This is a genomic window from Streptomyces sp. NPDC006733 (genome assembly GCF_040636125.1).
Classification (GTDB): domain Bacteria; phylum Actinomycetota; class Actinomycetes; order Streptomycetales; family Streptomycetaceae; genus Actinacidiphila.
Map to the genome: position 1 here is coordinate 187,236 of NZ_JBEYJD010000001.1, position 25,675 is coordinate 212,910.

The 25,675-nt window shown below is 72.1% G+C and carries 21 protein-coding genes and 1 pseudogene; 15 read left to right on the top strand and 7 right to left on the bottom strand.

Annotation, left to right across the window (positions count from 1 at the left end; all coding sequences use genetic code 11):
* The first annotated feature begins 14 nt into the window (after positions 1-14).
* Positions 15-998: a dTDP-glucose 4,6-dehydratase gene (rfbB, locus tag ABZ721_RS00840; RefSeq protein ID WP_358786369.1), complete on the top strand. Its 984-nt coding sequence runs from the start codon at positions 15-17 to the stop codon at positions 996-998.
* Positions 998-1,900 (top strand): dTDP-4-dehydrorhamnose reductase, encoded by a 903-nt coding sequence (gene rfbD, locus ABZ721_RS00845; protein WP_358786370.1) that lies wholly within the window; start codon positions 998-1,000, stop codon positions 1,898-1,900. Before rfbB ends, rfbD begins: the two co-directional genes overlap by 1 nt.
* Before the next feature lie 90 nt (positions 1,901-1,990).
* On the opposite strand, the gene ABZ721_RS00850 is transcribed toward rfbD, so the two are convergent.
* On the bottom strand, positions 1,991-3,709 hold the full coding sequence (locus ABZ721_RS00850) for a hypothetical protein (RefSeq protein ID WP_358786371.1): 1,719 nt from the start codon (positions 3,707-3,709) through the stop codon (positions 1,991-1,993).
* 244 nt (positions 3,710-3,953) lie between these two features.
* Complete coding sequence (locus ABZ721_RS00855) at positions 3,954-5,279, bottom strand: hypothetical protein (protein ID WP_358786372.1); 1,326 nt, start codon at positions 5,277-5,279, stop codon at positions 3,954-3,956.
* A gap of 297 nt (positions 5,280-5,576) precedes the next feature.
* Here ABZ721_RS00855 and ABZ721_RS00860 point away from each other — a divergent pair, with 297 nt between their 5' ends.
* From ABZ721_RS00860 to ABZ721_RS00875, 4 genes are read left to right on the top strand one after another with little or no spacing between them, the layout of a single operon-like run.
* Positions 5,577-6,017, top strand: coding sequence for a DUF2304 domain-containing protein (locus ABZ721_RS00860; protein ID WP_358786633.1), 441 nt, complete (start codon positions 5,577-5,579; stop codon positions 6,015-6,017).
* Positions 6,014-6,751, top strand: coding sequence for a glycosyltransferase family 2 protein (locus ABZ721_RS00865; protein ID WP_358786373.1), 738 nt, complete (start codon positions 6,014-6,016; stop codon positions 6,749-6,751). Before ABZ721_RS00860 ends, ABZ721_RS00865 begins: the two co-directional genes overlap by 4 nt.
* Entirely contained in the window at positions 6,748-7,692 is a 945-nt protein-coding gene (locus tag ABZ721_RS00870; protein ID WP_358786374.1) for a glycosyltransferase, read from the top strand. The genes ABZ721_RS00865 and ABZ721_RS00870 overlap by 4 nt, the downstream gene beginning before the upstream one ends.
* 18 nt (positions 7,693-7,710) lie before the next feature.
* Complete coding sequence (locus ABZ721_RS00875; RefSeq protein ID WP_358786375.1) at positions 7,711-9,402, top strand: N,N-dimethylformamidase beta subunit family domain-containing protein; 1,692 nt, start codon at positions 7,711-7,713, stop codon at positions 9,400-9,402.
* A gap of 60 nt (positions 9,403-9,462) precedes the next feature.
* Here ABZ721_RS00875 and ABZ721_RS00880 read toward each other — a convergent pair whose 3' ends face one another.
* Both ABZ721_RS00880 and ABZ721_RS00885 read right to left on the bottom strand, forming a co-directional pair.
* Positions 9,463-10,590, bottom strand: a complete 1,128-nt coding sequence (locus ABZ721_RS00880; RefSeq protein ID WP_358786376.1) for a maleylpyruvate isomerase N-terminal domain-containing protein — start codon at positions 10,588-10,590, stop codon at positions 9,463-9,465.
* Complete coding sequence (locus ABZ721_RS00885; RefSeq protein ID WP_358786377.1) at positions 10,587-11,168, bottom strand: sigma-70 family RNA polymerase sigma factor; 582 nt, start codon at positions 11,166-11,168, stop codon at positions 10,587-10,589. Before ABZ721_RS00885 ends, ABZ721_RS00880 begins: the two co-directional genes overlap by 4 nt.
* A 346-nt stretch (positions 11,169-11,514) precedes the next feature.
* Between ABZ721_RS00885 and ABZ721_RS00890 the strand changes: the two genes are divergently transcribed.
* Positions 11,515-11,886 (top strand): STAS domain-containing protein, encoded by a 372-nt coding sequence (locus ABZ721_RS00890; protein WP_358786378.1) that lies wholly within the window; start codon positions 11,515-11,517, stop codon positions 11,884-11,886.
* Between the two features lie 16 nt (positions 11,887-11,902).
* Here the strand turns inward: ABZ721_RS00890 and ABZ721_RS00895 are convergent, their stop codons facing one another.
* Positions 11,903-13,111 carry a tetratricopeptide repeat protein gene (locus ABZ721_RS00895; RefSeq protein ID WP_358786379.1) on the bottom strand — a complete coding sequence of 403 codons (1,209 nt, stop codon included), beginning with the start codon at positions 13,109-13,111 and terminating at the stop codon, positions 11,903-11,905.
* A 195-nt stretch (positions 13,112-13,306) separates the two neighbouring features.
* The gene (locus tag ABZ721_RS00900; protein WP_358786380.1) at positions 13,307-15,046 is read right to left on the bottom strand and encodes an AMP-binding protein; all 1,740 of its coding nucleotides are present in this window, start codon (positions 15,044-15,046) and stop codon (positions 13,307-13,309) included.
* A gap of 164 nt (positions 15,047-15,210) precedes the next feature.
* Here ABZ721_RS00900 and ABZ721_RS00905 point away from each other — a divergent pair, with 164 nt between their 5' ends.
* The 4 genes and pseudogenes from ABZ721_RS00905 to ABZ721_RS00920 all read left to right on the top strand — a co-directional run.
* A complete protein-coding gene (locus ABZ721_RS00905) occupies positions 15,211-16,455 on the top strand; it encodes an amidohydrolase family protein (protein WP_358786381.1) in 1,245 nt (414 codons plus the stop codon).
* 7 nt (positions 16,456-16,462) lie between these two features.
* The gene (locus tag ABZ721_RS00910) at positions 16,463-17,629 is read left to right on the top strand and encodes an acyl-CoA dehydrogenase family protein (RefSeq protein ID WP_358786382.1); all 1,167 of its coding nucleotides are present in this window, start codon (positions 16,463-16,465) and stop codon (positions 17,627-17,629) included.
* Between the two features lie 33 nt (positions 17,630-17,662).
* Positions 17,663-18,835 carry an acyl-CoA dehydrogenase family protein gene (locus tag ABZ721_RS00915; protein WP_358786383.1) on the top strand — a complete coding sequence of 391 codons (1,173 nt, stop codon included), beginning with the start codon at positions 17,663-17,665 and terminating at the stop codon, positions 18,833-18,835.
* 376 nt (positions 18,836-19,211) lie between these two features.
* A pseudogene (locus tag ABZ721_RS00920) lies at positions 19,212-19,601 on the top strand (ATP-binding protein); the annotation flags it as partial.
* Between the two features lie 201 nt (positions 19,602-19,802).
* Here the strand turns inward: ABZ721_RS00920 and ABZ721_RS00925 are convergent.
* On the bottom strand, positions 19,803-20,729 hold the full coding sequence (locus tag ABZ721_RS00925; protein WP_358786384.1) for a cyclase family protein: 927 nt from the start codon (positions 20,727-20,729) through the stop codon (positions 19,803-19,805).
* A gap of 90 nt (positions 20,730-20,819) precedes the next feature.
* Here ABZ721_RS00925 and ABZ721_RS00930 point away from each other — a divergent pair, with 90 nt between their 5' ends.
* The 4 genes from ABZ721_RS00930 to ABZ721_RS00945 all read left to right on the top strand — a co-directional run bounded on the left by ABZ721_RS00930 (position 20,820) and on the right by ABZ721_RS00945 (position 25,609).
* The gene (locus tag ABZ721_RS00930; protein WP_358786385.1) at positions 20,820-21,728 is read left to right on the top strand and encodes an SDR family oxidoreductase; all 909 of its coding nucleotides are present in this window, start codon (positions 20,820-20,822) and stop codon (positions 21,726-21,728) included.
* 164 nt (positions 21,729-21,892) lie between these two features.
* Positions 21,893-23,035 carry an acyl-CoA dehydrogenase family protein gene (locus ABZ721_RS00935; protein WP_358786634.1) on the top strand — a complete coding sequence of 381 codons (1,143 nt, stop codon included), beginning with the start codon at positions 21,893-21,895 and terminating at the stop codon, positions 23,033-23,035.
* The gene (locus ABZ721_RS00940; protein WP_358786386.1) at positions 23,032-24,510 is read left to right on the top strand and encodes an aldehyde dehydrogenase family protein; all 1,479 of its coding nucleotides are present in this window, start codon (positions 23,032-23,034) and stop codon (positions 24,508-24,510) included. The genes ABZ721_RS00935 and ABZ721_RS00940 overlap by 4 nt, the downstream gene beginning before the upstream one ends.
* 31 nt (positions 24,511-24,541) lie before the next feature.
* Entirely contained in the window at positions 24,542-25,609 is a 1,068-nt protein-coding gene (locus tag ABZ721_RS00945) for a Zn-dependent alcohol dehydrogenase (RefSeq protein ID WP_358786387.1), read from the top strand.
* The last annotated feature ends 66 nt before the right edge of the window (positions 25,610-25,675 follow it).

Sequence of the window (25,675 nt, forward strand, 5' to 3'; positions counted from 1 at the left end):
GGACTCTGGCACTCATGAACATTCTTGTTACCGGTGGCGCCGGATTCATCGGCTCGCAGTTCGTCCGCGCGGTCCTGTCAGGGGAGATGCCGGGGCTCGAGACCGCCTCCGTCACCGTACTGGACAAACTCACCTACGCCGGCAATCCGGAGAACCTCGCTCCGGTCGCCCACCTGCCCGGCTACCGGTTCGCGCTCGGCGACATCTGCGACGCGGACTTCGTCGCCTCCGTCCTGCCCGGCCACGACGCGGTGGTGCACTTCGCCGCGGAGTCGCACGTCGACCGGTCGATCACCGGCGCCGCCGCGTTCGTCACCACGAACGTGCTCGGCACCCAGACCCTGCTGGACGCCGCGCACCGGCTCGGCATCGGCCGCTTCGTGCACGTCTCCACGGACGAGGTGTACGGCTCGATCAGCGAGGGCTCGTGGACCGAGGACTGGCCGCTCGCGCCCAACTCCCCGTACGCGGCCGCGAAGGCGGGCTCCGACCTGATCGCGCTCGCCTACCACCGCACGCACGGCATGGACGTGGTGGTCACCCGCTGCTCCAACAACTACGGGCACCACCACTTCCCCGAGAAGATGATCCCGCTGTTCGTGACCAACCTGCTGGACGGCAAGAAGGTCCCGCTCTACGGCGACGGCAGCAACATCCGCGACTGGCTGCACGTCTCGGACCACTGCCGGGGCATCGCGCTCGCGCTGCAGGGCGGCAAGGCCGGTGAGGTCTATCACATCGGCGGCGGCACCGAGTTGACCAACAAGGAGCTGGCCGGCCGGCTGCTGGCGGCCTGCGGCGCCGACTGGGACATGGTCGACTACGTCGAGGACCGCAAGGGACACGACCTGCGCTACTCCCTGGACATCAGCAAGTCCCGCGCCGAGCTGGGGTACGAGCCGCTGATCAGCTTCGACCAGGGCCTCGCCGACACCGTCGCCTGGTACCGCGACAACCGCTCCTGGTGGGAGCCGCTGAAGGCCAAGGCGGCGCTCTGATGGGCGACGCACCCACCGGCGCCACGCGCTGGCTGGTGACCGGGGCCGGCGGCATGCTCGGCCGGGAGGTCGTGGCGGCGGTGACGGCCGCCGACGCGTCCGCGGCCGTCACCGCCGCCACCCGGGCCGACCTGGACCTGACGGACCCCGAGGCGCTGCTAGCGGCCGTCCGCGGACACGACGTCGTGGTCAACGCGGCCGCCTGGACGGACGTGGACGGCGCGGAGAGCGACGAGGCGGCCGCCACCGCCGTCAACGGCGACGGGGTGCGCCACCTGGCCGCGGCCTGCGCCGCGGCGGGCGCGGTGCTCCTGCACGTCTCCACCGACTACGTCTTCCCCGGCGACGCCAAGGAGCCGTACCGCGAGGACGACCCGACCGGGCCCGTCAACGCCTACGGCCGCGGCAAGCTGGCCGGTGAACGCGCGGTCGCCGAGCTGCTGCCCGAGACCGGCTACACCGTCCGCACGGCCTGGCTGTACGGAGCGCACGGGCGCAACTTCGTCGCGACCATGCTGAAGCTCAGCGCCACCCACGAGACGCTCGACGTCGTCGACGACCAGCTCGGCCAGCCCACCTGGGCCCGCGCGCTGGCCGTCCGGCTCACCGAGCTGGGCCGCGCCGCCCTCGCGGGCGAGGCGCCGGCCGGCGCGTACCACGGCACGGCCTCCGGCCAGGCCACCTGGTACGAGCTGGCGCGCGCCGCGTTCGAGCTGTCGGGGCTCGACCCGGACCGGATCCGCCCCACCACGGCCGACAAGTTCGTCCGCCCGGCCAAGCGCCCGGCCTACAGCGTGCTGGGCCACGACCGCTGGTCCGCCGCCGGGCTGCCGCCGATGGCCGACTGGCGGGCCGAGCTGGAGGCGGCGGTCGCGGCGGGAGTGTTCCCCTCCGGGGCCTGAGTTCGCGGCGACCGGCTGAACGACCGAACGACGAAGGAGGGGCACCCGCCCGGGCGGGTGCCCCTCCTTCGTCGTTCGCCGCCTACCGGACTACGGCTGGTCCTTGCGCCAGGCGTACTCGCAGCCGTGCAGCAACTGGTCCGTCTCCGGCGGGGAGATCGGGTTGAGCTTGCGCGGCTTGTCGCAGGTGCCGTGCGGGGCGAACTTCGAGCAGGTGCCGTCGGGCTTCGCGAGCCGGTGCGCCTGGTAGGCGAGCCGTCCCATGGTGCTGACGCCCTTGGGGTTCTCCGGGAAGAACGGGTCGGACTGGGCCGAGGCCGCCATGCCGGTGAGCACGACGGTGGCGGCCAGGACGCCGACGGCCGCGTAGCGGCCCGCGTTGCGCGACGAGGCCGGCGACTGCAGCGCGGGGATCGCGGCGAGCCGCTCCTTGACGCGCTCGCCGGTCAGCACGCAGGCGAGGCCGAAGAGCGCGAGACCGCAGTACAGGAGCGTCTGGTACGTGCGGGGGAAGAGCTGCACCGCCTGGTCGCGCTCCATGTGGGACGCGAAGAAGAACCGGATCGCCCACGCGCTGCCGAAGCAGGCGACGACGCCGATGACGGCGGAGCGGCGCAGCCCGACGGTGAGCGCCACCGCGACGCCGACCATCATCAGCGCGGTGAACACCCCGACGCCGCCGAGTTCGCCCGGCGGCGGCCACATGCCGGGCAGGTTGCCGTTGCGGGTGTAGAACGGCGTCATCGCGATGTAGCCGGGATCGACCAGCGTCAGCGTCGAGCAGAACCGGTCCTTGGTGCTGTCGGCGGCCGACAGCAGCATGTAGCCGTACTTGCCGCCGATGATCAGGAACGCCAGCAGGGCCGAACCGAGGAAGGCGCCGGCCCGCAGCATCCCGTCGCGCCCGGAGCGCCAGGGGAAGAGCCCGACGATCGCGAGCAGTATCCCGGGTGCCGACCAGACGTGCCAGCCGGAGTAGACGATGAACAGGATGCCGAGCATCGCGCCGACGGCGGCGCCCCGCCAGGCCACGGCCGGGTACGGCCGGCGCGGTGCGTTGCGCATCAGCTGCAGGAGCTTGGCGAGCAGCGGGATGAGGACGACGAGCACCAGCGGGCTGTACGGCTTGTAGACCACGACGGACGGGATACCGGCCAGCATGCCGACGCCGAGGGCGGGCAGCGGGCGCAGGAACATCCGCCAGGCCAGGTACGCGGCCGGGCCGGTGAGCGCGATCGAGATGATCAGGATCCACTTGAGGGCGAAGGCCGTCTGGTGGTTGTCCACGAAGTGGTCGGCCCAGAAGGCCGTCAGGTGCGGCAGCACCGGCGGGTAGATGTTGACCATGTGGCCGGTGTGCTGGATCTGGGTGGCCCAGGCCTCCAGCCGCCCGTTGTCGCCGCTCTGGCCGTTCAGCGGCCAGGGGGTGCCGCGCAGGGCGACGACCTGTCCGCCGGCCGTCATGCCCGTCGCCAGACCGGCGACGGCGGCGCAGACCAGGCGCAGCACGATGCGGTGCACCCGGGGACTGGCCCGGAAGACCGACCAGACCACGAGCGCGAGCAGCGGCAGCGCGACCGCGATGAGCCGGAACTGGAGCGCGGCCAGCCCGCTGACCTGTCCGATCCGGGTCATCGGGTTGACGGCGATGGTGGTGCTCCACCGCGCGAAGGCGAGGGCGGCCCCGATCGCGACGGCGAATTCGGCCGCGATCATCGCCAGCCGTTTGCGCCAGGGTTTGAACGCGGCAGCCGCGGTGCCGAGCACCCCTGCTGCTCCTGGCGCGCTCGGCGCGTCGGTCGGTGTCATATCTCAGTCAGCTCCAGCGATCCGGTCGGTCGCCCTGGCAACGGCGTGACCGCCTCGGGGTCGTGTACGTGCGCCGGGGCCGGACGGGTAGGGCGGCAACCGTGTTGGCCGCCCGTTTTCACGTGTGAGGTGTGCTGTTCACACCGATAGGGATGAGGTTCGGCGGGACAGCGTTCCAGATCGTACGGGAATACCGATCGGCGTTTGCCGCCGGGCGGCCCCGCAGGCGCTGGGCAGCGGGCTGTCAGCCGGGCTTGACGGTGCCGATCGCCTCGGCGTCCCCGACGAGCGTCCTGGTCGTCGGATCGAACGGGCGGTCGAAGTTGCGCAGCCCGACGCGCAGCCCGAAGAGCAGGGCGACGGCCGCGGCGCCGGCGGCGACCGCGTACGACAGCTCCACCTGCAGCGCCGTGCCGCCGGGCAGCAGCGGGGCGGTGCCGAGGGCGAGGGCCCCGACCGTCCAGGCGACGCACAGTATGCGGTGGCCGCCGGTGGCCAGGGTGCCGCTGCTGAGCACGATCGCCGCGAGGTGCGCCACCGCGCCCAGGCCCAGCAGGCCGAAGTCCAGGGAGCTGAGGGCCGGCGGCGCGTGGAAGGCCGTCTCGTTCAAAGCCGGGCCGATCACCGCGCAGACGATCGCCCAGCCGGCCCCGAGGGCCGACACCATCAGCAGGTTGCCGCGCAGGGTGCGCTTGAAGCCGGCCTTGTCGCCGGCGGTGTGCCGCCCGGTCAGTTCCACCAGCAGGGACGCCTGCATCGAGCTGACCAGGAACTGCGGGACCCGCACCAGGATGAGGGCCGAGACCAGGGCGGTGACGAGCGGGGCGTTGTCCGGGTCGAGGAGCTTGGCGGTGACGACCGGAGCGTTGGCCACGGCCTGCATCAGCGTGGTGGAGACGACCAGGACCGCGAAACCGTTGTGGATCTCACCGGCGTCGGCGGCGGGACCGGAGCGGGACGCCCGGCGCATCGAGGGCACGCACAGGAGCACGGCGGGCAGCGGGGCGAGCGCCATCGCCAGGCCGAACGCGAGGAAGGAGCCGTTCCCGGCCAGCAGCGCGACCGCGGCGCCCACCCGCAGGATCGCGTCGGCGGTCAGCTGCACGGCGTACCAGCGGAAGTCCCCGTACCCGGCGAGGATGCCGCGCGCGGTGTGCTGCGCGGCCCAGCCCACGAACGCGGCCCCCAGGACCGCGACCATCGACCGGTCGCCGTTGAACAGCAGGTCCGCCAGCGGCCCGGAGGCCGCGGCGAGCGCGGCCAGGACCACGGCCAGCATCGCCGTGGCGGTGAGTATCCCGCGCCGGATGGCGGGTCCCGCGCCCAGCCCGGAGGCGGTCCGCGCGGCCACCACCCGGGTCAGTTCCTGCTCGACGGGGAAGAACAGTCCGATCCCGGCGAAGGCGATCACCGACCACAGGACCGAGATCTGGGCCATGTCGTCATGGCCGAGGGTCCGTCCGGCCAGGGCCAGGAAGATGTACGAGGCACCGGCGTTCGCCGCCACCCCGGCCCCGACGAGAAGGGTCCCGGAAGGGAGCGTGCGCAGGAGTGCTGTGGGCGACTTCATGTGGCCGCCAGAATACCCCGGAGGGCCTGACAGGTACTGGTCGGGCCGGTCCGCCCGGGCCCCGCGGTGCGCCCGCCCGCCCGGCTTTCGGCTCTTGTGGCCAGGGGGTACCATGAGCGCCGTGTCCGGCAGCGTGTGTGACGTCGCCACCCAGTCGCGGGTTGGCGGGACGTCTTCTTCGCCCTCTGCCAGGTAGCCGGTCATTCCCTGGACGTCAACGGACGTCGGTATGACGCGGCGGCCTCGTACTCCGACCGGAAAGACGGCTGAATCGTGCAATTGTCCGTGCTTACCTCGGTGACCGGCTTGGCGGTGCTCGGATGCATCGTCGAGCTGCTGCGTCGCCAGCAACTGCGCGAGAAGTATGCGGCCCTGTGGCTGCTCATCGGCCTGATCATCGCCCCGCTCGGTTTCTTCCCGACCTGGCTCGACTCGATCGCCAACAAGCTCGGCGTCGCCTCCGGCGTGAGCCTCGTGCTCTTCGCCGGCTTCGTCCTCGTGCTCCTCGTCACACTGCACCTGAGCTGGGAGTCCAGCCGTCTCGAAGCCGAGACGCGCACCCTGGCCGAGGAAGTGGCCCTGATCCGGGCCCACTTGGCGCAGGGCGCCGACCCGATGCCCGCCAACGCGGTGAAGCCGGTCGCCGGCACGCCGGGCACCGGCGGCACCCCGGACCGGGACGCCGACGACGCCACCTCTTCCCCCATCACTTCGGATGATCGCGAGGCCCGGGCATGATCGACGGCCGACGGGTGCTGGTGATCGTGCCGGCGTGGAACGAGGACGCCGGGTTGGCGACGACCCTGGGTGAGATCAGCAAGGAACTGCCCGACGCGGACATCCTCGTCGTGGACGACGGTTCCACCGACCGCACGGCCAAGGTCGCGGCGGCGGAGGGCGTGAACGTGGCCCGCCTGCCGTACAACCTCGGCGTCGGCGGCGCCATGCGGCTGGGCTACCGCTACGCGCTGGAGTACAACTACGACGTCGCGATCCAGATCGACGCCGACGGCCAGCACGACCCGAGCTACGTGCCGGCCCTGCTGCGCGAGCTCGACAACGCCGACCTGGTCGTCGGCGCCCGCTTCGGCGGCGAGGGCGACTACCAGGCGCGCGGCCCGCGCCGCTGGGCGATGCGGCTGCTGTCCGGAGTGATGTCCCGGCTGGCCGGCGCCAAGCTGACCGACGCCACCTCCGGCTTCCGCGCCTGCAACCGCGACCTGATCGAGTTCTTCGCCGGCTGGTACCCGGTGGAGTACCTCGGCGACACGGTGGAGAGCACCGTCGGCGCCATCCGCTGCGGCTACAAGGTCCGCCAGGTCCCGGTCGCGATGCGGCCGCGCACCACGGGCAAGCCCAGCCACTCCCCGCTGCGCGCGATGGTCTACCTGGCCCGCGCCGGCCTGGTGCTGCTGCTCGCCCTGATCCGCCGGGTGCCGAAAGAGGCGCCGCACACGATGGTGACGGCATGACGGACCAGGTCCAGCCCGGCGGGAGCACCGCCGGGCCGCGCTTCCACATCCTGATGCCGTACTACGGCGACGTCACCCTCATGCAGGACGCCGTCCGCAGCGTGCTGGCCCAGGACGGGGACGACTGGCGGCTGACGGTGGTCGACGACGGCAAGGAGGCTGGCGTACCGGAGTGGTTCGCCGCCCTCGGCGACGAGCGCGTCAGCTACCTCCGCAACGAGCGGAACCTCGGGGTGACCGGCAACTTCAACCGGTGCCTGGAGCTGTCGGAGGGCGAGTTCACCGTCTTGATGGGCTGCGACGACCTCCTGCTGCCCAACTACCTGCGCACGGTGCGCGCGGCTCTGGACCATGAGCCGAAGGCGACCATGGTGCAGCCCGGCGTCGACGTGATCGACGGTGAGGGGAAGCTGTCGCGGACCCTGGTGGACACCACCAAGGAGAAGCTCTACGCGCCGAAGGGCGCGCGCCCCCTCATGCTCAGCGGCGAGGACCTGGCCGTGAGCCTGCTGCGCGGCAACTGGCTCTACTTCCCGTCCATCTGCTGGCGTACCGAAGTGATGCGGAAGTTCCGCTTCCAGGCCGACCTCGGGGTGATCCAGGACCTGGCGCTCGTCGTCGACCTGCTGCTCGACGGGGCCTCGCTGGTCGTCACGGACACCGTGGCGTTCCAGTACCGCAGGCACGCCGTCAGTGAGTCGTCCGCGAAGGCCCTCTCGGGGGACCGCTTCGACGAGGCACGGCGGTTCTTCCGGGACACGGCCGAACGGCTGACGGCCCATGGCTGGAATCGTGCGGCCAAGGCGTCCCGCCGCTACTGGTCCTCGCGGCTGCACGCGCTCACCCTGCTGCCCGCCGCGGCCCGCCGCGGGCCCCGGGGGAGCACCCGCGGATTGATTCGGCACGCGTTTGGTTCCATCGGCAAGGGCTCGAACGCCTGATTGTTACGCAGCTGCACCATGCCGGTGAACGAATCGTTATCGGCCTTCTTCGGCTGGTTCGGGGAATTCCCATTCCCCGGACCAGCACGCCTGTATGATCGTAAAATCATGAATCTGCGCCGTATAGCTCTCCTTGTCGCCGCTCTCGGCGTAGTTGTCGCAGTGTGCGTCCAGTACGGCACCAACCTGCTGGACAGCGCCAAGGAGACGGTGACCGCGCTCCCGACACCAGGGCGCCCGCCGGTGCAGGTGGTGACGCCGCCGCCCGAGAAGGGTGGTCCGGGTAAATCCGTCGGAATCAATGTCGTCAAGGAGAATTCGCTTGAGGGCACGACCGACTGGAAACTGAAGAGCCCCGGTCCGCAGAATGCGATCGAGGGTTATGCCGATCGGGTGAGTGTTGACCCGGGTGACGCATTCGGGCTGTACGTTTCCACCCCCGCTCGTGATTTCCGGGTCGAGGCCTACCGAATGGGTTGGTACGGCGGTAAGCAGGGCCGGCTGGTCTGGTCCTCCTCCCACATCCGCGGCCAGCGGCAGGCCGACGGCGAGATGACCCCGCAGATCTACATGGCGCGCGCCCCCTGGAAGCGGTCCCTGGAGATCTCCACCAAGGGCTGGCCGGAGGGCGACTACCGGCTGAAGCTCGTCTCCGCCGCGGGACACGACCGCTGGGTGCCGCTGACGGTGCGCTCGAAGTCCGCCGAGGGCCGCAGCGTCTTCATCAACGCGGTCGCCACGTGGGCCGCGTACAACTCCTGGGGCGGCGCGAACATCTACGGCGGCGTCAAGGGCTACAGCGACCGGGCGCGCAAGGTCAGCTTCGACCGCCCGTACGCGGGGGCCGGTGACGGCCTGTTCGGCTGGCACGAGCTGCCGATGCTGACGCTCGCCGAGCGCATGGGCATCCCGCTGGCCTACGGCACCTCCCTGGAGCTGGACTCCGACCCGGGCCGTTTCAGGGGCGCCCGCGGAATGATCTTCCCGAGCCATGACGAGTACTGGTCGTCGGGGATGCGGACCAACACGATCGCGCTGCGGGACAAGGGCGTGAACCTGGCGTTCTTCGGCGCGAACAACGCCTACCGCCACGTGCGGTTCGAGGCCTCTCCGCTGGGCCGCGAGCGCGTCGTCACCTGCTACAAGGACGCCTCCGAGGACCCGATGAGCCTCACGAACGCCGACGAGGCCACGAAGCAGTGGCGGCAGGCGCCCAACCCGCGCCCCGAGGCCTCCTTCCTCGGCATCCAGTACGAATGGGCCGGTGTGCTCGCCCCGTACGTGGTCACCGACCCGGACGCCTGGATCTACAAGGGAACCGGCGCGCGCGCCGGCTCGCAGTACCCGGGGCTCGTCCGCAGTGAATTCGACCGGGTTTTCTCGGACGCCGACACGCCGCGTCCCATCCAGGTCCTCTCGAATTCGCCGGTGGTCATCAACGGCAGGGACAAGAGTTTCGCCAATTCGACCTACTACACCGCTGCTTCCGGTGCGGGTGTCTTCAGCGCGGGAACCCTGGGCTGGACGTGTGCCGTGGACGCGAACCCGTGCTGGGGCAAACTGCCCAAGGTGACGGGGAAATTCGCCACCAAGGTGGCGGAGAACATAATCGGTGCCTTCCAGTCGGGACCGGCCGCCAAGGCCCACCCGGCCGTGGACAACTACGACCAGTACGCCCGTCCGACGGGCCGGTTCAGGTACAACATGTGACCCGCCGTGCGACGCATGTCGCACCCGCGCACCCTGCGGTGCGCGGGTGGCGGGGTCCGCTCACAGCCTCGACAGTGACGCGGCGGCGAAGAGCACGTCGCGGATGACCTCGCGGTCGCCGTCCTGGCCCACCGCTATCCGCTCGGGTTCGAGATGGCCGGCGGCCAGCTGGCAGAACTCGACGCTGTCGAGGGCGACATGGGCCACCGCCTCCCCGGCGGTGGCGAGCGCGCCGGGCGAGTCCAGGGCGATGTACCAGTTGCCGCCGCCCTGGCCCTCGATCTCCAGGTGCACCGAGCGGCCAGGCGAGCCCGCGGTGGTGAGGCGGGCCGGGGAGGCCGTGAGCCCGGCGCGGCGGCGCCCCGCGATGGCGGTGGGCAGCATCCGCGCGGCCAGGTCGATCATCGGGTGCAGATCCCGCGCCGCCGGCGGATCGTAGGGGTAGTCGACGGCCTCGGCGATGTCCCAGGCGTGGATCCAGCACTCGAAGGCCCGGTCGAGGAACGCGTCCCGCAGCGGCAGCGTGAACGCGCCGTACTCCACGTCCAGTCCGCCCGTGCCCCGACCGGCGAAGGACACCGTGCGCACCAGGGTCCGGCCCTGCTCGCGCCAGGCGCCGCGCAGCGGGGCGCCCGCCTGCCCGTGCGCGCCGGCCCAGTAGCTCTCGGTGCGTTCCGCGGGGTCGAGCGGCAGCTCGTCGAGGGGCAGCCCGAGCGCGGACGCCACCAGGCCGTCCACCGCGTACAGGTGGCCGATGACCTGCGCGACGGAGACCTCGCGGGCCACCCGCTTGCCCTCGTACCAGCGCAGCTCCACCGGCGCGTCCCAGTACCCGTCGCCGAGGTCGCGCAGCAGCGCGTCCAGCCGGGCGGTCTCCGCGTCGTACGGGCCCGCCCAGCGGGGCAGCGGGACGCGGGCCGGGCGGCGGTCGAGGCAGCCGGACAGCACCCGGGAGCGCAGCAGCGGATCGAGGTCGAGCGTCTCCTCCTGGTGCAGCAGCCCGACGGCGTCGCGCAGCCGCAGCGCCTCGTCCGCGCAGGCCGCGCAGTCCGTGAGGTGCAGTTCGACGGCGAGCGACTCGTCGCGCGAGCAGGCGGCCAGCGCCCAGGCCCCCAGCAGGGACTTGAGCGTGCTGTGGTCGTAGGGGGAGAGCTCCCCCTGCCCGGTGTCCGGCCTCCCGGCGTTCACCGCTGTCGCCCGTCGGGGCCCGGGTCGAAGGCCGCGTCGATGCCCGGGTGCCCGGCGGGTGTGATCGCGGTGGACAGCAGTTGCAGGCCCAGACGCAGCCGGCGCCGGGCCTCGTCCTCGGTGACGCCCAGGTCGGCGGCGGTCTGCCGGTAGTCGCGCCGCCGGAAGTAGGCGAGTTCGAGGGCCTGGCGCAGCGGGGCCGGCATGGACGTGACGATGAAGTCGGCGCGCGCGGCCGTGGTGGCCTCGCGCACCTTCGCCTCGATCTCGTCCTGGCTGCCGCGGGCGCGGTCCTCCTCGAAGCGCAGCCGCTGCACGGCCCGGCTCTGGGTGAGCGCGGCGATCCAGGAGCGCAGGGAGCCGCGCCGTGGGTCGTAGGCGTCGGGGTTCTCCCAGACGAAGCCGAAGACGTCGCGGGTGATGTGGTCGGCGGCCTCGTCGTCGTCCAGCACGCGGTGGGCGAGGCTGTGCACCAGCGGCGCGTACCGGTCGTAGAACTCGCCGAGCGCGGCTTCCTCGCCGCGGGCCAGCCGCTGCTGCATCCTGCGGTCCCAGCGGGGTGGTGCCGGTGTGGTCATGCCGCCGCCCCTTTCCCCTCGCCGGCGCCCGTACCGCGCGCCGGTCGTGCCCGTCCGTCGGTGCCGGCGGAGCGGTCGGCCGCACCCGGCCTCCGGCCCCGTCAGCTCGAATGTAGCCGCCACCTACGACAGCGGACGCCCCTTTGCGCCATCCTGTTGCCGTTTCGGACCGGTTCTGGCGATGTGTTATGCGGGTGTGACCGCTGGACTGCTCGGCCTTGCGGTATTCCGGGCATAGGGTTCACATGATGACGCTGTCGCCTTTCCTAGAGGAGCGGCCTTCCGGGCCTCCGCGGACCGCCAGGGCGGCCGGGCTGCTCCCAGCGACGTCGCGAGGTGAGACTCAGTGGAAGTAACGCATGCCGACCAGGGCGGCTGGGCCGTGGTGATCGTCACGGGCGAGATGGACCTCCTGACCTCCCCCACCGTGCGCCAGCACGTGCACCAGGCGGTCGCCGACGGGCGCCGCAGCGTGGTCCTCGACCTCGCCGAGGTGCGTTTCTGCGACTCCAGCGGCGTGGGCGTGCTGATCGCCGCCCGCCGCCTGATGCGCTCGTGCGCGGGCCGGCTGCGCATCGTCCTGCCCGACCAGGGCGCCGCCGACGACGGGTCGCACGTCAACCGGGTGCTCGCTGCCCTCGGCGTCCGCCGCCTCTTCGACGTCTACCCGGACCTCGCCGCCGCGACCGACGACTCGGCCCGGCCGATATCGGCCTGACCACCCGGGTACCGGTTCAGTACCCCGACGGTCTGGTCTGCGGCATCGACGGAGCCGGGCCCAGGGTGGTGGTGCCGATGGCGGCCCGGTGGCCCAGGCCGGTCCGGTAGGCGTCCAGGGCGGCCTCGACCCGCCCGGTGCTGCGCAGCAGATCCCCCAGCAGCCGGCAGAGATCGGCGAGATCGCCGGCCGCGCCGGCGCGTTCCAGCAGGGACAGCGCGTTGACGTAGTGCTCCTCGGCGGCGTCGAGGTCGCCGTCCTCCTGCGCGATCAGACCGAGCAGGCGGTGCGCGCCCGCCGCGTGGATGGCGCCGCGCTCGGGACCGATGCGGTCGAGCAGCCGGCCGAGCAGTTCGCCCGCCTCGGAGTGGCTGCCGCGCCGCCGCAGCACGTCGGCGAGCTCCACCTCCACCTGATCGGTGAAGAGCGCGGACCGCTGGGCCGCCAGCATGTCGCGGGCGAGCCGAAGCTCCTGCTCCGCGCGCTCCAGGTCGCCGTCCTGGGCGTGCACGTATCCGCGCATCCAGTGACACTTCGCGAGGTCGGAGCAGAGCCCCAGACGTTCGTACAGCTCCTGGGCCTTGGCGAGGGACGCGTCGGCCTCGGCGATCCGGCCCTCGGCGATCAGCGTGCGCGCCACGCTGCGGTGCATCCCGGCGACCAGCGTGGGATCGGTGGCGCTGGGGGCGAGCCCGAGGGCGAGTTCGGCGGCCTGGGCGGCGCGGGCGTGGGCACCCATGTCCATGTAGGGGGCGATCACGGCGGTGTGCAGGAGCAGCAGCGCGTCCGGGTCCTGGGTGCCGGCGGTGTGCAGCCCGTCGATCGCGGTCTCCAGCAGGTAGCAGGCGTAGCGCAGTTCGCCCGCCAGCAGATGGGAGACCGCCCGGCCGCGGATCGCGGCGGCCCGGCGCGGCAGCGGCTCGCTGCCGAGCAGCTTCTCCACGGCCTCGAAGTGCTCGCGGGCGCGGGTGAGTTCACCGGTCTCCAGGGCGCAGTCGCCCAGCCCGAGCAGGGCCGAGACGCGCTCGTCCGCGAGGTCGTGGTCCCCGGCGGTGGCGAGCGCCGCCCGGAACCGGTCCGCCGCACCGGCCGCGTCGCCCGCGGCCAGCGCGATCCGGGCCTCGCCCAGCCGTCGCGCCGCGTGCACCCGCGCCTGTGCGCGGCCGGGCCGACGGTCCCGCGGACCGCTCTGCTCCGCAACCGCACTGTCCGTAGCGTCCGCCACGTCCGCCTCCCAAACCCCTGGTAGCGCCACGCGGCCGGACGTTCAGCGCGCGTCAACTCGGCGACGCGTTCCGGAAGTTACGTGGTCAGCAGACGCAGACTAGCGGCTGCCGGGGCACCCCCGACCACACCTGTCGCGCCCCGCCAAACCTGAAAGGGGGAGGGAACCGAGAAATTCCCACCGTCCGGGCACGGCTCAGGACGGTTCGGTGCCGCCGAAGCGCTCGCGGAGTTTGAACTTCAGGACCTTGCGGAGCACGTCGTTGCGGGGGAGGGCGTCCACTGTCTCCAGTTGTTCCGGGAGCTTGTGGGCGGACAGGCCGTGCTCGCGCAGGTAGGCCGTGAGGTCCGCGAGGGTGATCGGCGGGGCGCCGGGGGGCTGCTCCACGACGGCGCAGACGCGTTCGCCGCGCTCCGGGTCGGGGAGGCCGATGACGGCGGCGTCGGCGACGGCGGGGTGCTCGTAGAGGAGGTCCTCGATCTCCTGGGCCGAGATGTTCTCGCCCTTGCGGATGATGATGTCCTTGAGCCGGCCGGTGAGGACGAGGTAGCCGTCCGGGGTGAGGCGGCCGAGGTCGCCGGTGATGAGGAAGCCGTCCGGGTCGAAGACCTCGGCGGTCTGGGCGGCGTGCAGATAGCCCTGGCAGACGGCCTCACCGCGCAGCCTGACCTCACCGTCGGTGCCGGCGGGCAGCGGCTTGCCCTCGGAGTCCGTGATGCGGATCTCCATCGCGGCCGGGGGGCGGCCCTCGGTGGTCGCGAGGTGGTCGGGGGTGTCGTCGGGGGCGCCCATCGTGATCATGGGCACCTCGGTCATGCCGTAGCCGTGCGTGAGTTGGCAGCCCATCTCCCGGGTGACCTCGTAGTACAGCTCGGGCGGCATGGGCGCGCCGCCGCCCGCCAGCAGCCGCAGGGTGGGGATGAGCTTGCGGCCGGGGTCCTTGCGCTGCTCCGCGAGGAACATCGAGTAGAAGACGGTGCTGCCGCCCGCGACCGTGACGCCGTGCTCCCGGTAGGCGTCGAGCGACGCGGGCAGCGCGAAGTGCTCCAGGAGCAGCGCGGGGAAGCCGTAGAGCAGCAGCATCACGGTGTAGTCGGGCCCGGCGACGTGGGCGTAGGGGAAGGCCATCGAGCCGACGTCGCCGGGGGTCAGGCGCAGGGCGTGGGCGAGGCAGCCGCCGGCGGCGATGAGGCTGCGGTCGGTGTGCAGGACGCCCTTGGGATCCGAGGTGGTCCCCGAGGTCCAGTAGATCCAGCGGACGGAGGTGCCGTCGGCGGGCGGCTCCGGCAGCACGGCCGGGTCGCCGTCCGGGAGCCGGTCGTAGGCGGTGATCAGGAGCGGCGGCCGGGGCAGGCGCGGCGCGAGGCGGTCGGCCATCGCCGCGTAGTCGTGGCCGCGCCACTCGCCGTCGGGGATCGCGAAGAACTCGGCCCCGGCCTCGCGCAGCGCGTAGCCGACCTCGCGGTCCCGGTAGAAGGGGATGAGCGGGGTCTGCACGGCGCCGAGCCGGGCGAGCGCGAAGGTCAGCAGCACCGTCTCGATCCGGGTGGGCAGCTGCCAGGCGAACCGGCTGCCGGGCCGGACGCCCAGGTCGTGGAGGCCGGCGGCGACGCGCTCCGCCCGATCGCGCAGCTCGCCGAAGGCGATCCGGCGGCCGTCGGTGTCGAGGAGGGCGGGGGCGTCGGGGGTGAGCTCGGCGCGGCGGGCGGCGAGCGCCCAGAGGGTCGGCGAGTCCCCGAGCTCGGCTGCGAGGGCTGCGACGGCCGGGTCGGTTGCGGCGGCTGCGGCGTTTTCGGCGTTTGGGACGGACGGGGCGGACAGGGCATTTGTGACGGACGGGGCGGTGGGGACGGGCGGGGTGGTGGCGGTCTCCTGCGCCGGGGCGGTGCCCGTCTCCTGTGCCGGGGCCGTGCCGGTCTCCTGCGTCGGGTCCATGCCGGTCTCCTCCGTACCGTCATCGCACCTGACGTAGCGTCAGATACTGGCGGCAGCGTATGCGGCCGGGCCGCGCCGGTCCAGGGGTGTGACGCCGATGGACGCGGGGTGTGTGCGTGCGTACTCTAAATCTGACGATCCATCAGATCTGCAGGGAGAGGCCGATGGAACTGCCCAGGATCATCAGCGTCGACGACCACGTGATCGAACCCGCGCACCTCTTCGAGAAGTGGCTGCCGGCCCAGTACCGCGACCGCGGCCCGAAGCCGCTGACCGCGGGCATCGGTGAGCTGGCGTACGTCGCCGGGAAGTACCAGATCACGATGGACCCGGACGGACCCGCCACCGACTGGTGGATCTACGAGGACCTCAAGTTCCCGTACAAGCGGAACATCGCCGCCGTCGGCTTCGACCGCGACGACATGACGCTGGAGGGCATCACCCGCGCCGAGATGCGCCGCGGCTGCTGGGACCCCAAGGAACGCCTCGCGGACATGGACCTCAACCACGTCGAGGCCTCGCTCTGCTTCCCGACCTTCCCGCGGTTCTGCGGCCAGACCTTCTCCGAGGCGCACGACAAGGAGGTCGCGCTCGCCTGCGTCCGCGCCTACAACGACTGGATGGTCGAGGAGTGGTGCGGCGACAGCGGCGGCCGGCTCATCCCGCTGTGCATCATCCCGCTGTGGGACATCGACCTGGCGGTCGCCGAGATCCGCCGCAACGCAGCCCGCGGCGTCAAGGCCGTCACGTTCAGCGAGATCCCGACGCACCTGGGCCTGCCCAGCATCCACTCCGGGTACTGGGACCCCTTCTTCGCGGTGTGCCAGGAGACCGGCACGGTCGTGAACATGCACATCGGCTCGTCCTCGCAGATGCCCGCGGCCTCCCCGGACGCGCCCCCCGCCGTCCAGGCCGCGCTCAGCTTCAACAACGCGATGGCCTCGATGATGGACTTCCTCTTCAGCGGGGTGCTGGTCAAGTTCCCGACGCTCAAGCTCGCGTACAGCGAGGGCCAGATGGGCTGGATCCCGTACGCCCTGGAGCGCGCCGACACCGTCTGGGAGGAGCACCGGGCCTGGGGCGGGGTGCGCGACATCATCCCCGAGCCGCCGTCGTCGTACTACTACCGGCAGATCTTCTGCTGCTTCTTCCGCGACAAGCACGGCGTCGCGTCCCTGGACGTCGTCGGACGGGACAACGCGACCTTCGAGACGGACTACCCGCACGTGGACTCGACCTTCCCGCACACCAAGGCGGTCGCCGAGGACCACATGAAGGGGCTCGACGACGAGACCGTCTACAAGCTCATGCGCGGCAACGCCATCCGGATGCTCGACCTCGACTTCGACCGGGGCCTCGACCTGTCCTCCCTCGCGAAGTCCGGCCCGGCCGGTGGATCGGGCCGGTGAGGCGCGCGTGGATCTGACGTACACCGCCGAGCAGGAGGAGTTCCGGGCCGGGCTGCGCTCCTGGCTCGGCGAGGTGCTGCCCGGGCTGCCGCCCCGGCCCGACCCCCGCGACTGGCCGGGCCGGCGCGCGTACGACGCCGGCTGGCAGCGGAGGCTGTACGACGCCGGGTACGCGGGCCTGCACTGGCCGGTCGACGCGGGCGGGCGGGGCGCGACGCCGGTGCAGCACCTGATCTTCCTGGAGGAGACGGAGAAGGCGGGCGCGCCCTACGTGGGCGCCAATTTCGTCGGCCTGCTGCACGCCGGACCCACCATCGCCGCCGAGGGCACCGAGGAGCAGCGGCGGCGCTGGCTGCCGCCGGTGCTGCGCGGCGACGAGGTGTGGTGCCAGGGGTTCAGCGAGCCCGGCGCCGGCTCGGACCTGGCCTCGCTGCGGACCCGCGCGGTGCGCGACGGCGACGCGTACGTGGTGACCGGCTCCAAGATCTGGACCTCGCACGCGGAGGTCGCGGACTGGTGCGAGCTGCTGGTCCGCACCGACCCGCAGGCGCCCAAGCACCGCGGCATCTCCTGGCTGGCGATGCCGATGGACGCCCCGGGCGTCACGGTGCGCCCGCTGCGCACCCTCGCCGGGTCGACGGAATTCGCCGAGATGTTCCTCGACGAGGTGCGGGTGCCGGTCGCCAACCGGGTGGGGGAGGAGAACGACGGCTGGCGCGTCACCATGGTGACCCTCTCCTTCGAGCGCGGCACCGCCTTCGTCGGCGAGGTCGTCGCCTGCCGCCGCGTCCTGGGCGAGGTCGCCCGTACCGCGAAGGCCAACGGCAGCTGGGACGATCCGGCGCTGCGGCGCAGGCTGGGGCGGCTGGCGGCGGAGTTCGCCGTCCTGTGGCGGCTCACCCAGTGGAACGTCAGCGAGGCGGAACGCTCGCTGCGGGCGGGCGGCACGGGCGTGCCGGGGACCGGCGGCTCGGTCTTCAAACTGCGCTACTCGCACGCCCGGCAGGAGCTGTACGACGCGGCCGCCGAGGTACTGGGGCCGCTGGCGCAGGACGTCGGGCAGCCGTGGACGGCGGAGCGGCTGTCGTCGCTCTCCTACACGATCGCGGCCGGCACGTCGCAGATCCAGAAGAACATCGTGGCCGAGCGCATCCTCGGCCTGCCGAAGGGCTGACGGCCGCCGAAGGCCGAGGAGCGGGGGCTGATCGTGGATTTCCAGCCGACGGAGGACCAGGAGGCGCTGCGGTCGGGCGTGCGGGAGCTGCTCGCGGGGCGCTTCCCGCGCGAGGCGCTGCGCGCGGCGGTGGACGCCGGGGATGTGGCGGATGTGGGGGATGGTTCGGGGGTCGATGTGGGCTCGGGGTCGGGGCCCAGGCCTGGGTCTGGGTCTGGCTCCGGTGGGCGTTCCGGCTCCGGTTCGGGTTCCGGTTCCGCGTCTGGTGCGGGTTCCGGTTCCGGTTCCGGGCGTGGCTACGAGGCGGGGGGTGCGGCCGCCTTCTCGGGCGGTCCGCAAGTGGTCGACCGGGCGCTGTGGCGAGAGCTGGGCGCGGCCGGGTTCTTCTCGCTCCGGCTGCCGGAGGCGGCTGGGGGCGTGGGCCTCGGGTTGCCCGAGGCGGTGCTCGTCTTCGAGGAGGCCGGGCGCGTCCTGCTGCCCGGTCCGCTGGTCGGTACGCACCTGGCGGCGACCCATCTGACCGGGCCGGTGGCAGCGGGAGCGGCGGCCGGGGACCTGCTGGTGGCCCTGGCGCTGCCGCCCGCCCCGGTCGGCCACCTGGGCGCCGCGGACGCCGTGCTGGCGCTGGGGGAGCCCGGAGCCGCCGGCGCTCCCTCGATGCGCGTCACGCTCTTCCCAGTGGACGGTTTCGCGGCGGAGCCGATCCGCTCCGCCGACCCGCTCACCCCGCTCCACCTGCCCCGCGGCGATGCGGACGGCGGCGAGGCCGTCGCGGGCGTCGACCCGGCCGTGCTGCGGCGGGAGGCGGCACTACTGACCGCGGCGCAGCAGGTCGGCAGCGCGGGCAGGACGTTGGCGATGGCCGTGCAACACGCCCGGGAACGTGAGCAGTTCGGGCGTCCGATCGGGGCTTTCCAGGCGGTGAAACACCTGTGCGCGGACATGCTCGTACGGGTGGAGATGGCCCGTACGGCCGTTTACGCGGCGGCGGTGTCCGGCGACGGCTTCGAGACGGCCGCGGCGCGGCTGCTCGCCGACGACGCGGCGGTGCGCAACGCACGCGACTGTCTGCAGGTCTTCGGGGGGATGGGCTTCACCTGGGAGGCCGACGTGCACCTCGACATCAAGCGGTCCTGGGTCCTCGCCGCCGGGCGCGCGGACGCGGAGCGGCTGGAGGAGGAGCTGGCGGCGGAACTGCTCGGGTGAAGGCGCGTGAGCGGTCGGTGACGCTGCGTTGATATCGGGTTGTGTCCGATGCGTTACCGGTGACGGACCGGAGTCGGCGTCCGGCTCGGGTACGCTCCATCGGGTGCGAGAGGTCCAGAGGCGCCGAGTGGTCGCCGCCCGGCAGAGCCGGGCGGGCGCCGCACGTGGGACGCCTAAGTGTTCGAATGCTCCGCACGCAAGGCCCCGCAAAGTGCTCCGCGCAGTATGCGCCAGGCGTACTCCTTTTCGCTGGAATATGCCCGAAGCGCTTGTTGTGGTGACTGTAGGTCAATCATGCTGTGCTTCACGGGCGTCACGTACGGTGACTCTCCTGTGGCGCGAGGCGATGTGTCCGCCGGTTCGGATGGTGTGAGCGGTGCAGATGCTTCAGGTTCAGCTCGAGGTCGGTGCGGATCCCGCGGAAGTGGGCCGGGCCAGGCGATGGGCGCGCTCGCGGCTCCTCGGCTCCGGCATAGGGGCCGACGAACCGCTGGCGGAGACGTTGATCCTGCTGATCTCCGAGCTCGTGACGAACGCGGTCGTGCACACCGGCTGTCCGGCCGTGCTGCGCATGCTCTTCCCCGACGCCTCCGACGCGACGGTCCGGGTCGAGGTGGCGGACACCAGTGACTGCCCGCCCACCCCGCGGCACGCGCAGCGGGACGAGACCGGCGGCCGCGGCCTGGAGCTGGTGGACGGGCTGGCCGACCGGTGGGGCTGGCAGCCCGAAGGGGGCGGCAAGCGGATCTGGTGCGAGGTGGACCGCGCCGAGCGGATCGCCTGCCAGGAGGCCGGTGACCAGCAGCCCGGCGAGCGCCCGAGTACGACGCACCGGGCCGCGGACCACTCCGTGAAGGACCACTCCGTCAAGGACCGGGGCGCGGACCACTCCGTCAAGGACCGGGCCGTGAAGGACCGGACCGGCCGGATCGGGACCCGCGGGGATCAGCGGATCAGCCTCAAGCGCCTAGAGCACTGCGACCGGTGCGACCGGACTGCCTGCCCCGCCCACGAAGGGCTCGGGCGTGGCGTCCAGGAAGAACTCGTACCGCCCCGCCTCGGCGCAGGCCTCTGACAGCTCCTCCAGATTCCAGTTCTGGCCCTGCAGCATCCCCATCTCCACGAGGTCGAGGCCGTGCACGGGCAGCCAGAGGTTCTCGATCTCGGGCGGGAAGATCTCGAAGGTGAGCGTGTCGTTGGCGACCGCCGCCACGTTGCGGGCGTGGAACCACTCCGGCGTCCTGATGGAGAGCCCGGGGGACGGGAAGGCGTAGCCGTGCTTGTCGCCGCCCAGGTAGGAGCGCATCTGGCCGGTGCGGACCAGCACGATGTCCCCGGCCCGGACCGTGGTCCCCGCCAGTTCCTCGGCCGCCTCCAGATCCTCGGGCGTGACGGCGTGGTCGCCGGGCAGCCGGTCCAGCTTCCTGGCGGCGGCGACATCGAGCAGCACACCCCGTGAGACCAGGGTCGTCACCTTCTCGATGCCGCTGAAGGCGGCGCCGCCGTGCGCGGTGACGGAGTCGGCCGGGCGGCCGTTGTAGATCTTCCCGGAGTGCGAGACGTGGGTCAGGCCGTCCCAGTGGGTGGCCGCCTGCAGGCCCATCGTGACGGCGTCGTCGCTGGTGGCGATGGTTCCCGGGCCGAATATCTCCAGGTTGAGCGCGACCATCGTGCGCAACGGGTTGACCCGGCCGGGGATCATGCCGGTCTGCACCCCGTCCTGCTGCAGCGGCAGGGCCAGCGGGACGCGCCGGCCGCTGCGTACGGCCCCGGCCGCGACGCGCACCACTTCGTCGGTGATCAGGTTCAGCGTGCCGATCTCGTCGCCCTCGCCCCACCGCCCCCAGTTGTTGATCCTTTTGGCGATGTCGTGGAACTCGGCGGGAAGCGTCACAGCGGCCTCCTGGTCGTAGGGCTTGTGCTGGGGTGTGTACTCACTCCTAGAATCTAACGGTCCGTCAGAAACCATGAGAAGGGGCGGGACGTGGGCAACTTCCTGACCGGAAAAGTCGTCGCTGTTACGGGTGCCGGGCGCGGCATCGGGCGCGCGGTGGCGCTCGCCTGCGCCGCCGAGGGGGCCAAGGTCGTCGTCAACGACTACGGGGTCTCGATCGACGGCGCGAGCGAGCCGGCGAGCGAGATCGCGGAATCGGTCGTCAAAGAGATCCAGGCGGCGGGCGGCGAGGCCGTCGCCGTCGCCGACGACGTGTCGACGATGGCGGGCGGCGCCCGCATCGTCACCACGGCCGTCGAGACGTGGGGACGGATCGACGGCGTCGTGTGCGTCGCCGGCATCCTGCGCGAACGCATGCTCTTCAACATGGGCGAGGAGGAGTGGGACCCGGTCATCGCCACCCACCTGAAAGGCACCTTCACCGTCTTCCGGGCCGCGTCGGCGGTGATGCGCAAGCAGGGCGCCGGCACCCTGATCGGCTTCACCAGCGGCAACCACCAGGGCAGCGTCTCGCAGGCGAACTACTCGTCTGCCAAGGGCGGCATCATCTCCCTGGTGCGCAGCGCCGCCCTCGGCCTCAACAAGTACGGGGTGACGGCGAACTGCGTCGCCCCGGTCGCCCGCACCCGCATGTCGGCGAACGTGCCCATGGAGCTGAAGGAGATCGGCGAGCCGGAGGACGTGGCCGCCATGGTCGTCTTCCTGCTCTCCGACCGGGCCTCCGACATCACCGGGCAGGTCTACACCGTCGCCGGACCGAAGATCGCCGTCTGGGCGCAGCCCCGTGAACTGCGGTCCGCCTGGGGCGACGGGCCCTGGACACCGGAACGCATCGCGGACGTCCTGCCCGGCACCGTCGGCGTCGACCCGATGCCGATGCTCGAACAGCTGGAGGCCATGCGCGCGGCAGCGGCCGCGGCGGAGCGGCCCAACGCGTAACGGTCCGACGCGTAAAGGCCCGACGCGTAAGGGCCCGACGTGTAGCGGCCCAACGCGTAACGGCCCGACGCCCAACGCGTGCCGGCGCACGGCGTATCGGCCCGTAGGCCGCGGCCCACCCCGTAGTGATCCGCCCGACGTTCCCCCCGATGACCGGAGGACCCGTGGACTTCACGTTCGGCCCGGACGCCGACTCCTTCCGCGCCCAGGCGCGGGCCTGGCTCGCCGAGCACCGTGACGGGTGGGGGGCGGGCGGGCGCGGCTGGGAGCGCACCCTCGGCGCCGCCGGCTGGATAGGGCTCGGCTGGACCGGCGACTACGGCAACCGCCGGGCGACCCTCGCCCAGCAGGTCGTCTGGGGTGAGGAGTACGCGAGAGCCGGTGCCCCCGGCCGATCCGGCCACATCGGCGAGAACCTTCTCGCGCCCACCCTCCTCTCCCACGGCACCCCCGCCCAGCGCGACCGCTTCCTCCCTCCGATAGCCCGCGGCGCTGAACTGTGGTGCCAGGGCTACAGCGAACCGGACGCCGGCTCCGACCTGGCCGGTATCCGCACCACGGCGGTCCGGGACGCCGACGGCGGCTACCGGATCACCGGCCAGAAGATCTGGACCTCGCTCGCCCAGGACGCCGACTGGTGCTTCGTCCTGGCCCGGACGGAACCCGGCTCCCGCCGGCACCACGGTCTCGGCTTCCTGCTGGTCCCCATGGACCAGCCCGGCCGGATCGAGGTCCGTCCGATCCGCCAGATGTCCGGCGAAGCCGAGTTCAACGAGGTGTTCTTCGACGGTGCGCGCGCGTCCGCCGAACACCTCGTCGGGACGGAGGGCGGCGGCTGGACCGTCGCCATGTCCCTGCTCGGCTACGAGCGCGGGGTGTCCACGCTCGTCCAGCAGATCGGCTTCGAGCAGGAGCTGCGCGAGATCACCGACCTCGCCCGGACCACCGGCGCCGACACCGAACCCCTCCTGAGGGCCCGGATCGTCCGCCAGTGGGCCGAGCTCAAGACGATGCGCTGGAACGCCCTGCGCACCCTGGGCACCGACTCACCCGGCGCCCCCAGCGTCGCCAAGCTCCTCTGGGGCGGCTGGCACCAGCGGCTCGGTGAGCTGGCCATGGCGGTCCGGGGCACGGAAGCCGCCACCGGCCCCTCCGCCTGGAGCCCGTCCCGGCCCTACGAACTCGACCCGCTGCAGCGGATGTTCCTCTTCAGCCGTGCCGACACGATCTACGGCGGCTCGGACGAGATCCAGCGCAACATCATCGCCGAGCGGGTGCTCGGCCTCCCGAAGGAGCCGCGGCCATGAGCCGACCTGTACCCCCGACCTACGCGCACTGGATCGACGGACGGTGGCACGAGCCCGCCCAGGGCCACTACGCGATCATCAACCCGGCCACCGAGGAGACCGTCGGGCACGCCCCCGAAGCGAGCGCCGACGAGGTGGACGCGGCCGTCCGGGCCGCCCGCGCCGCCTTCGACGGCTGGTCGCGCACCGCCCCGCGCGACCGTGCCGCCGTCCTCGACCGGATAGCCGACGCGATCACCGCCCGCGCCGCCGACCTCGTCCCCCTCCTCCAGGCAGAGACCGGCGCCACCGCGCGCGTCGCCGCCGCCCTGCAACTCCCGCCCGCCGCCGACCGCTTCCGCCGCTACGCCCGCGGCGCGGTCGAGCCCGATGTCATCCCGCTCGCCCCACAACCCGTCAAAGCCTCTCCTCTCGCTCCTGGTGGACTGATCGGCGCCGCCGCCGTACGCCGCCCGGTCGGCGTTGTCGGCTGCGTCACCTCGTACAACTTCCCGCTCGCCAACCTCGCGGGAAAGGTCGCCCCCGCCCTGGCGATGGGCAACACGGTCGTGGCCAAGCCCGCGCCGCAGGACCCGCTGACCTGCCTGCTGCTCGGTGCGATCTTCAAGGAAGCGGGCCTGCCCGACGGGGTGTTCAACGTGATCGCGGGTTCGGGCGCGGCGGCGGGCGAGGCGCTCGTCGCGCACCCGGGCGTCGACATGATCAGCTTCACCGGGTCGACGGCGGTCGGTAAGGCGATCGCCTCAGCGTCCGGCCGAACGCTGAAGCGCACGCTGATGGAACTCGGCGGCAAGGGTGCGGCGATCGTCCTGCCGGAATCGGGTGGAGCGGTCCTCAAGGCGGCGGTCGGGGCGGTCGCCTCCACCTGGGCCTTCCACAGCGGTCAGATCTGCACGGCGCCCACCCGCGTACTGGTCCACCGCGACCAGTACGAGCAGGTGGTCTCCGCTCTTGAACAGTACGCCGGAGCCCTGATCACGGGGGACCCTGTGGATAACTCGACGGTCGTCGGCCCGCTCATCAGCGCGGCCCAGCGCGACCGCGTCGAGGCCTACATCGCCGGAGCCCGCGACCAGGGAGCCCGTGTCGTCACCGGCGGCGAGCGCCCCGACCTCAAGTCCGGCTTCTACGTCGTCCCCACCCTCATCGCCGACGTCACCCCCGACATGACCGTCGCCCAGGAGGAACTCTTCGGCCCGGTCGTCGTCGCCCTCGCCTACGACACCGAGGACGACGCCGTCGAGATCGCCAACGGCACCCCGTACGGGCTCTACGACTACGTGTTCTCCGACGACGCGGGACGGGCCTGGGCGCTCGCCGCCCGGCTGCGCAGCGGCAACGTCGGCATCAACACCGTTCAGCGCCACCCCGAGACGCCGTTCGGAGGCTTCAAGGAGAGCGGGGTCGGCCGGGACGGCGGCTCGTTCGGACTGCACGCGTACAGCGAACTGCAATCGGTCGTCTGGCCTTCCTGAACGTGGGGGCCCCGAAGGAACAGGACAGTTCATGAGAGGCGTCATTTTCGACGGCACGCAGCCCCAAGTGGTCGACGACCTGGAGATCCGCGGCCCCGGCCCCGGCGAGGTGCTGGTCGCCATCCAGGCCGCGGGCCTGTGCCACAGCGATCTGTCCGTCATCGACGGCACGATCCCGTTCCCCGTCCCCGTGGTCCTCGGCCACGAGGGCGCCGGCATCGTCGAGGCGGTCGGCCCCGGCGTCACCCATGTGGAGCCCGGTGACCACGTGGCGCTGTCGACCCTCGCCAACTGCGGCACGTGCGCGGAGTGCGACCGCGGCCGCCCGACCATGTGCCGCAAGGCGATCGGCTACCCGGGCAAGCCCTTCTCGCGGCAGGGCAAGGACCTGTTCAACTTCGCCTCGAACTCGGCGTTCGCGGAGAAGACCGTGGTCAAGGCCGTCCAGGCGGTCAAGATCCCACGGGAGATCCCCTTCACCTCCGCCGCCCTCATCGGCTGTGGCGTCCTGACGGGCGTCGGCGCGGCCCTCAACCGCGCGAAGGTCGACCGGGGTGACACGGTCGTCGTCATCGGCACCGGCGGTATCGGGCTCAACGTCCTCCAGGGGTGCCGGATAGCGGGCGCGACCAGGATCGTCGCCGTGGACGCCAACCCGGCCAAGGGGGAAGTGGCGAAGCAGTTCGGCGCCACCGACTTCATCGACGCGTCCGCCGTGGACGACACCGTCGCGGCCGTCCGCGAGCTGCTGCCGACCGGCGCTGACCACACCTTCGAATGCGTCGGCAACGTCAAGCTCATCCGCCAGGCCATCGACCTCCTCGACCGGCACGGGCAGGCCGTCCTGCTGGGCGTTCCGCCGGCCGACGCCGAAGCGAGCTTCCTGGTGTCGTCCATGTACTTGGACAAGTCCATCCTGGGCTGCCGCTACGGCTCGTCCCGCCCGCAGCGCGACATCGCGCTCTACGCGGAGCTGTACAGGCAGGGCAGGCTGCTGCTCGACGAACTGGTCACCGAGACCTACCCCGTCGAGGACTTCGCGAAGGCCGCGGACGACGCGCACCACGGGCGGGTGGCCCGGGGGGTGCTCACGTTCTGACGGGGCCGCTCGACGGCGGGTCTCCGGAGGGTCTCCGGAGGGTCTCCGGAGGGCCGTCCTCCGGCG